8 protein-coding genes are annotated in these 7421 nt (G+C 74.0%); 2 read left to right on the forward strand and 6 right to left on the reverse strand.

Annotation, left to right across the window (positions count from 1 at the left end; all coding sequences use genetic code 11):
- Window positions 1-57: 57 nt before the first annotated feature.
- The 4 genes from NP777_RS40460 to NP777_RS40475 form a co-directional block, all read right to left on the reverse strand.
- Window positions 58-1584 (reverse strand): FAD-dependent oxidoreductase, encoded by a 1527-nt coding sequence (locus NP777_RS40460; protein ID WP_256655168.1) that lies wholly within the window; start codon window positions 1582-1584, stop codon window positions 58-60.
- A gap of 113 nt (window positions 1585-1697) precedes the next feature.
- Window positions 1698-2228, reverse strand: coding sequence for a hypothetical protein (locus NP777_RS40465; RefSeq protein ID WP_256655169.1), 531 nt, complete (start codon window positions 2226-2228; stop codon window positions 1698-1700).
- A gap of 36 nt (window positions 2229-2264) precedes the next feature.
- Window positions 2265-3626, reverse strand: a complete 1362-nt coding sequence (locus NP777_RS40470) for an ANTAR domain-containing protein (RefSeq protein WP_256655170.1) — start codon at window positions 3624-3626, stop codon at window positions 2265-2267.
- 90 nt (window positions 3627-3716) lie between these two features.
- Complete coding sequence (locus tag NP777_RS40475; RefSeq protein WP_256655171.1) at window positions 3717-5171, reverse strand: serine hydrolase domain-containing protein; 1455 nt, start codon at window positions 5169-5171, stop codon at window positions 3717-3719.
- 245 nt (window positions 5172-5416) lie between these two features.
- Here NP777_RS40475 and NP777_RS40480 point away from each other — a divergent pair, with 245 nt between their 5' ends.
- Complete coding sequence (locus NP777_RS40480; RefSeq protein ID WP_256655183.1) at window positions 5417-6493, forward strand: enoyl-CoA hydratase/isomerase family protein; 1077 nt, start codon at window positions 5417-5419, stop codon at window positions 6491-6493.
- Window positions 6494-6596: 103 nt separating this feature from the next.
- On the opposite strand, the gene rpsN is transcribed toward NP777_RS40480, so the two are convergent.
- Both rpsN and rpmB read right to left on the reverse strand, forming a co-directional pair.
- Window positions 6597-6902 (reverse strand): 30S ribosomal protein S14, encoded by a 306-nt coding sequence (gene rpsN, locus NP777_RS40485; RefSeq protein WP_256655172.1) that lies wholly within the window; start codon window positions 6900-6902, stop codon window positions 6597-6599.
- Window positions 6902-7138, reverse strand: coding sequence for a 50S ribosomal protein L28 (rpmB, locus tag NP777_RS40490; RefSeq protein WP_256655173.1), 237 nt, complete (start codon window positions 7136-7138; stop codon window positions 6902-6904). Before rpmB ends, rpsN begins: the two co-directional genes overlap by 1 nt.
- 89 nt (window positions 7139-7227) lie before the next feature.
- Between rpmB and rpmG the strand changes: the two genes are divergently transcribed.
- Entirely contained in the window at window positions 7228-7392 is a 165-nt protein-coding gene (gene rpmG / locus NP777_RS40495) for a 50S ribosomal protein L33 (RefSeq protein WP_256655174.1), read from the forward strand.
- Window positions 7393-7421 lie beyond the last annotated feature (29 nt).

The following is a 7421-nucleotide window of genomic DNA, read 5'->3' on the forward strand; positions in this document are numbered from 1 at the left end:
GTTTCATCCAACAGTGCCCGCGGGGGGTTCAGCCCGTAGGCGATCGGACGCCGCGGGTCAGATGTCGTGCCGCTCCAGGGGCCGGTTGGCCGGACCCTGGAGCACCCGGCCGTCGGTGCCGAAGCGGGAGCCGTGGCAGGGGCATTCCCAGGCCCGCTCGGCGGCGTTGAACGCCACGAGACAGCCCAGATGGGTGCACCGGGCCGAGACCGCGTGAGCCGTGCCGTCCTCGTCCCGGTAGACGGCGCGGCGCCGCCCGTCCAGCCGGACCACGGCCCCGGTGCCCGGGGCGATCCCGTCGACCGGGCCGGCCCCCGGGGCGCTCAGCCGGTCGCCGATGAAATGCCTCCCGACGTGGAACTGGTGGCCGAGCAGCGCCGGGGCCTCGCGCAGCGCGGTCCCCAGCCGCCGGGGGTCGTACAGCCCGGCCCACTCCGGCCGCTCACCGCCGATGAGCGCCGTGAGCAGTCGGCCCGCCATGACGCCGCCGCTCAGGCCCCAGCCCGCGAAGCCCGTCGCCACATAGGTGTGGCGCGCTCCGGGGTGGAAGGGGCCGACCAGCGGCACGGTGTCGGTCGGGTCGTTGTCCTGGGCGGCCCAGCGGTGGGTGATCTCCACGCCGGGGAAGCGCTCCCGGGTCCAGTCCGCCAGCCGCTCGAAGCGCTCGGCGGTGTCCCCGGTGCCGGGGGTGAAGCTCTCTCCGGTCACGATCAGCAGCCGCCGCCCGTCACCGTACGGCGCGCTGCGCACCGACCGGGTGCGCTGGTCCGGGGTGATATACGCGCCGTGCGGATCCCGGTCGGCGGGCAGGGGCGCGGCCACGACGAGTTCACGGTGCGGCGAGAGCCGGGCGAACAGCAGTGCCCGGTCGAACACCGGGTAGTGGGTGGCGATCACCACGTCCCCGGCCGTCACCACCGCCCCGCCCTCCGTGGTGATCCGGCAGGGGGCGCCCTCCTCCAGGCCGGTGGCGCGGGTGTGCTCATGGATCCGCCCGCCGCGGGCGCGCAGATCCTCGGCGAGCCCGAGGAGGTACCTGCGCGGATGGAACTGCGCTCCGCCCTCGACCCGGACCGCGCCCGCGACCGGGAAGGGCAGCCCGGTCTCCGTCACATACGAGGCGGGCAGCCCCGCCTCGCTCGCGGCGTCCGCCTCGGCGCGCATGATGTCAGCGCGCTCCGGGTCCTCGGTGTAGGTGAAGGCCGGCACGCGCTCCAGATCGCAGTCGATGCCGAGTTCGGCCGCGATCGCCGCCGCCCGCTCGACCGCGTCGGACTGCGACCGCGCGTACATCCGCGCGCCCTCCGGCCCACGGGTGCGCCGCAGCCGGTCGTAGACGAGCGAATGCAGCGCCGTGAGCTTGGCGGTGGTGTGGCCGGTGACGCCCGCCGCGATCCGGTCCGCCTCCAGCACCGCCACCCGGTGCCCGGCGCGGGCCAGCTCCCACGCGGTGCTCAGCCCCGCGATCCCGGCGCCGATCACGGCGACATCGACCTCCAGGTCCTCGGTCAGGGCCGGGTGGGGGGTGCCGGGCGGGGCGGTGTCCATCCAGTACGACGCGGGCGCGCCGGGAAGTTCGGTCATCCTTCCCGAGTGCCCACCGGCGCCCGCCCGAAGCGGTGCCCACCGGCGGCCGCCCGAAGTGGTGCTCACCGGCGCCCGCCCGAAGCGGCTGGGGCGGGTCGGCCGGCCGCCGTCTACACCGGGCCCTCGGCCGCGATCAGCGCCGAGGCGGCCCTGGAGTGCAGCGAGTCCAGGGCGGTGAGCTGCTGCCCGGCCCGCTCCAGCAGCTCGGCGAGGCGGTCCGTCCGGAGCCGGGTGTCATGGACGGCCACGGCGAGCAGTGAGCGCCACAACAGTGTCTTGCCCTCCACACCTATCCGGAGCGCCTCCAGCCCCACCAGCGTGTTCACGCCGGTGCGCCGCCGCGGCCGGCTGCCCGGCGTCAGCCGCGCCGTGCGCTCGGCCGCCCGCGACGCGCGGAGCTTGCCGCGGCGGACGGGGACGTCGAGTGAGGCCATGCACCACAGCAGCGACCTGCGGTCCTGGACGAGTTCCGCGGTGAGCCTCGCCAGCTCGCCGCCGTAGGCCGAGCGCCGGTGTCTGCGATTCATCCGGCGGGCCAGCCCGACCGATGCCGTGGCGGCCACCAGATGGTCGTTGAGGTAGATCCCGAGCCACGGCGGCGCGTGGATGCCGCCGGAGCGCGTCGCGGCCGGTACAGCCATGGTCGTCCTCCCGACGCCGGGCCCCGAGCAGCGCTGTCAGGACTCCGACGGGTACCCGCCGGGAGGGTTCCCAAGAGACGGCCGCCGCGGGGCCGCCTCGCGGGCCGCGGCCAGGGCGCGCCGGTGCAGGTCTTCGAGCGCGTCCAGCACGACCGTCCGCTCATGCCACTCCAGCCACAGCCCCGCCCGGGTGGCCAGATCGAGCAGGATCGCCGTCTCCGCGTCGGTCAGGCTGTGCCTGGCCTTGGGCACATGGACCGAGAACACCCCGACGACCTCGCGGGAGGCGCCGGTCATGGGGATGCTGTGCGCGGTGCGGGAGCCGGTGGCCAGGATGATCTCGCGGGCGGTGTCGGAGAAGACGCGGTCGGTCGCGATGTCCGACACCACCGGCCGACCGCGGGCCGCCGCCATCGAGCATGCCGTCTCGCCGTCGCCGACATGGGAGAAGTAGTCGATGAACTCCCTGCCGAGGCCGTGGTGCTGCTCCATCCGCAGCCCGGCCGGGTCCGCCAGCTGCAGATCCCCGATGTCGGAGCCCACCACCTCCATGGCCCGGTTCAGCACCCCCTTCACCACCGTGGAGCGGTGGACCTGACCGGGCCGCGCATCCGGCAGGAACGGCAGCGCGGGGGCCTCCCCGCGATTGCGCTCCGGGAACCACAGCGGGCTGCCGGGAGCGGGCCGTTCCACGCGCAGCAGCGCGGCCGCCAGGGTCCGCAGTTTCACGTTGTGCGTCTGTGAGCTGCGCTTGAGCAGGGTGAACGCCGTCTCCTCGGCGGGCAGCCGATAGCGCTCCCACAGCACGCCCTGCGCCTGCGCGATCAGCGGGTGCGAGCGCAACCTGGCGCGCAGATCGACGGTCTCCCGGCGCAGCCGTATCACCTCCGGCACCGCCGTCGGGCCGCCGTCCCGCACGGAGGCGTCCTGCACGGAGGCGTCCCCCGCGGAGGTGTCCCGCGCGGAGGTGTCCGCCCGCGCCGCCGCTCCGCCGCGGGCGGCGACGGCCGCCGCCACGGTGGCGTACATCCGGATCGTGTCGTCCACCAGCACCGTCCGCAGCAGCCGCGCCATGTCGTCGGAGGCCCCGGCGAGGAGCAGCCGTCCACCGGCCTCGGACAGGGTCCGCGCACAGCGCAGCAGACCCCGCACACCCTCCGCTGTGATCTCCCGGACCCGTGAGAGATCCACGATCACGGCGGCGCCGGGTCTCTCCCGGCCGACCTGCCGCGCGCCCATGAACACGGGGTGGTCCGGCCGGTCGAGCCCCCCTTCGGGGCGCAGCAGCCATACCGCGCCCCCGGACACCCCGCCCGGCGCCGGGTGCGGCCGCCCGCCCGGCGCGCCCTTATCCGCGCCCCGGTCCTCGTTCCCGCCCGTCGCATCGATCTCGTGCATCTCCGCCTCGTTCCGCAATCCGTCCGCAGGGGGTTCGGGTCCGGGGGTACCCCGGACCGAGCCATACCTTGGTCAGACGGGCGGAACGAGTCAACGCGGCCCCGGCGCACGCATGGCGTGCAGCGGTCCGCGGTGCAGCGGCGTCGTGCGCCACCGCGCGGTGAAGACGCGGTCCGCGAGGGAGCAGGTGACCACCAGATGGTGCGGGGTCTCCAGGAAGGCGATGTCCACGGTCAGCGTGTCCGGGTCCGTCCAGCCCCCGCTCACCGCCGTGGGAACGGGTGCCTCCGGCCCGGTGTGCACCCGCCACTCCGCGCCGTCGAACCCCAGGTCCAGCCGGGACGCCCGCTCGGCCAGCGAGACGACCCAGCCCCCGGAGCCGTCCTCCGCCACGGTGACCCCCGTCAGGGTCGGCTGGTCCGCGCAGACCCCGCCTTCGGGGGTGAACTCCGCGCCCGACCAGGCGCCGGGGTCCGAGAGCGGCGCGGGCTTCGCCGCCAGCGGCGGCAGGGCGAGCCGGGACAGCCGCCGCTCCAGCGCGGCGTCCTCGTCCGCGCGGCCGGTGAGCGGCGCGTCGCCGAACGCGGGCAGCAGATGCTCCCAGACCGCGTCCAGGACGGCCTGCATCCGCTCGGTGTCCGCCGTGGTGGCGATCACCACATCGTGCTCGGGCAGCACCAGGCAGAACTGCCCGTACGCCCCGTCGCCCCGGTACCCGTGGCGGGACATCCAGAACTGGAGCCCGTACCCCCGCCGCCAGTCCGGCCCCGAGCCGGCTGCCATGGGCTCCTCGGTCGGGATCCACAGACGCGTCGCATCGGCGACCCAGGAGGCCGGAAGCAGCCGTTCGCCCTCCCACTCACCGCCCCGCAGATACAGCTGCCCCAGCCGGGCGATCGCGTCGGTGGCCGCGAACAGCCCGCTGAAGCCGAGGTCGCGCCCGGCCGGCACCTGCAGCCAGGCCGCCTCGCCGATGCCCAGCGGATCGAACAGGCGCGGCCGCAGATACTCCGTCAGCGACTGCCCGGTCACCCGCTGGACGATCGCGGCGAGCGTGTACGTGGCGGGCTGGTTGTACGCGAAGACGGTGCCCGGCGCGCGGTCCGGCGGCAGCCGCAGGAAGCCGCGCACGGGCTCCTCCGGGTCCAGCCCGAACGCCCGCTCCAGCGTCTCCTCGAGGTGCCCGCTGGCCATGGACGCGACATGGCGTACGAGCATGGCGCGGCTGCCCGGGTCGGTGATCTCCGCCTCGAACTCGGGGAAGTACGAGATCACGGGAGCGTCGAGGTCCAGCAGCCCCTCGGTGGCGGCCAGCCCCGCCGCCGTGGAGGTGAAGCTCTTGCTGAGGGAGTAGAGCAGATGCGGCCGCTCGGCGGTGTACGGCGCCCACCAGCCGGAGGCGATCAGCCGGCCGTGGCGCAGGATCATCAGACTGTGCGGCTCGATGTCCGGCGCGCCCTCGACGGCGTCGAGGAAGGCGTGTACGCCCCGCGCGTCCACGCCCTCGGCGGCGGGGGTGCTGGTGGGCAGCGGATGAGCACTCATCAGACGGGTCCTCACGGGGTCAGGGGTGGGCTGAGCCAACCCTCTCCGGCGGGGCGGCGGGTGTCCAGAGGGTTTTGTGCCGCCCGGCCGCCCGGCCGCCCGAGCGGAGGGCGCGGCTGCGGGAGCCCGATGGCCCGTTGAGAGGATCGGCGGTGACGGATCGCCGGTGATCCGCGAACGCACCAGACGCCGGAAGGAACGAACACCTCGTGACCGACTCCGTGACCGATCGCGCGACCGACTCCGTGACCGACTCCGTAACCGACTCCGCGGCCGACGACGACGCCGTGCTGACGCGCGTCGAGGGCCGCGCCGGACATCTCACCCTCAACCGGCCCCGCGCCCTCAACGCCCTCACCCATCCGATGGTGACCCGGATCGCCGAGGCCCTCACCGCCTGGGAGCGGGACCCGGCCGTCGAGACCGTGGTGATCGACGGGGCGGGGGAGCGCGGGCTGTGCGCGGGCGGCGACATCCGCCTGATCCACCAGGACGTGACCTCGGGCGGCGGCGCGGCCTCGCGGGCGTTCTGGCGCGACGAGTACACGCTCAACGTCCGGATCGCCCGCTACCCCAAGCCCTATGTGGCCCTGATGGACGGCATCGTGATGGGCGGGGGCGTCGGGATCTCGGCCCACGGTGGCGTGCGGATCGTCACCGAGCGCTCCCAGGTGGCCATGCCCGAGACCACGATCGGCTTCGTACCGGACGTCGGCGGCACCCATCTGCTGGCCCGCGCGCCGGGCGAACTCGGGACGCATCTGGCGCTCACGGGGGCGTCGGTGGGCGCCGCCGACGCCCTGCGCTGCGGGCTGGCCGACCATGTCGTCCCCTCCGGGCTGCTGCCCGCGCTGACCCGGGATCTGACCGCGGAGCCGGTGGCGGACGTCCTTCCCCGGTACGCCGTCGAGGCCCCGGCCGGGACCCTGGACGGCCGGCGGGAGTGGATCGACCACTGCTACGCCGCGGACACCGTCGAGGAGATCGTGGACCGGCTGATGGCCGTCGGGGAACCGGCCGCCAAGGAGACCGCCGAGACTCTCCTCGCCAAGTCCCCCACCGCGCTGAAGGCCACCCTGGCAGCCGTCCGCCGGGCTCGGGCGCTCGGCTCGCTGGAGCGCGTCATGGAGCAGGAATACCGCGTCTCCTGCGCGGCCCTGTCCCGCCCGGACCTCGTCGAGGGCATCCGCGCCCAGGTGATCGACAAGGACCGCCGCCCCCGCTGGACCCCGGCGGCTCTCGCCGAGGTCACGGACGCGGAGGTGGCCGGTTTCTTCGTGCCGCCCGTCGACGGTGACCTTCGCCTCGGCGACGCTCCGTAGCCGGAAGGCCGTCGGCGTCGATGGTGGGGACCATCGGCGCCGACGGAAAGAAATAGTGTGCCAAGCGGCACACGTCAGCGGTGTGGCCCGCCCCGGTGGACGGTCACCAGCTGCTCTTGGTCACCCCGGGGAGTTCGCCCGCGTGGGCCATCTCCCGCATCCGGATGCGGGAGAGGCCGAAGGCGCGCAGGTGGCCGCGGGGGCGGCCGTCGACGGAGTCGCGGTTGCGTACGCGGGTGGCGCTGGCGTCGCGGGGCTGGCGGCGCAGTTCCCGCTGGGCGTCGAGCCGTTCCTCCGTCGATGTGCGGGGGTCGGCGATGACCGCTTTCAGCTCGGCGCGGCGCTTGGCGTGGCGGGCCACGACCACCCGGCGCTTCTCATTTTTGGCGATCTTGCTCTTCTTGGCCATCAGACCTTCCCTCCCCGGGTGCGGATGCGGGCCACGGCGGCCTCGATGCCGATGGTGTCGATGGTCTTGATGGCCTTGGTGCTGAGGGTGAGCCGGATGTGGCGGCCCTCGCTCGGCAGCCAGTAGCGCTTGCGCTGGACGTTGGGGTCGAACCGGCGCCTGGTGCGGCGGTGGGAGTGCGAGATGTGGTGCCCGAAGCCGGGCTGCCGGCCGGTGAGCTGGCAGTGGGCGGACATGGTTCCTCCGTTCGGTCGGGTGGTGCGGATCTCGCGGCAGCGTAGCAGCTAGATGAAAATGAAAACCACTTCAGTGTATGCTGTGGCGCATGGCACGCAATGAACTACGCCCGATCATCAAGCTGAGGTCCACGGCGGGCACTGGCTACACGTATGTGACCCGCAAGAGCCGGCGGAACGACCCCGACCGGCTGACCCTGCGCAAGTACGACCCGGTCGCCGGCCGCCACGTCGACTTCTCGGAGGAGCGCTGACCGCCATGAAGTCCGGTATCCACCCCGCG

This window comes from Streptomyces rugosispiralis (assembly GCF_024505145.1).
In the GTDB taxonomy this organism is placed as follows: domain Bacteria; phylum Actinomycetota; class Actinomycetes; order Streptomycetales; family Streptomycetaceae; genus Streptomyces; species Streptomyces rugosispiralis.

Bases quoted from the DNA above. Each gene is read 5' to 3' on its own strand.
- rpsN (WP_256655172.1), bottom strand. From the start codon at position 6,902: ATGGCCAAGAAGAGCAAGATCGCCAAAAATGAGAAGCGCCGGGTGGTC.
- NP777_RS40475 (WP_256655171.1), bottom strand. From the start codon at position 5,171: ATGAGTGCTCATCCGCTGCCCACCAGCACCCCCGCCGCCGAGGGCGTG.
- rpmB (WP_256655173.1), bottom strand. From the start codon at position 7,138: ATGTCCGCCCACTGCCAGCTCACCGGCCGGCAGCCCGGCTTCGGGCAC.
- NP777_RS40465 (WP_256655169.1), bottom strand. From the start codon at position 2,228: ATGGCTGTACCGGCCGCGACGCGCTCCGGCGGCATCCACGCGCCGCCG.
- rpmG (WP_256655174.1), top strand. From the start codon at position 7,228: ATGGCACGCAATGAACTACGCCCGATCATCAAGCTGAGGTCCACGGCG.
- NP777_RS40470 (WP_256655170.1), bottom strand. From the start codon at position 3,626: ATGCACGAGATCGATGCGACGGGCGGGAACGAGGACCGGGGCGCGGAT.
- NP777_RS40460 (WP_256655168.1), bottom strand. From the start codon at position 1,584: ATGACCGAACTTCCCGGCGCGCCCGCGTCGTACTGGATGGACACCGCC.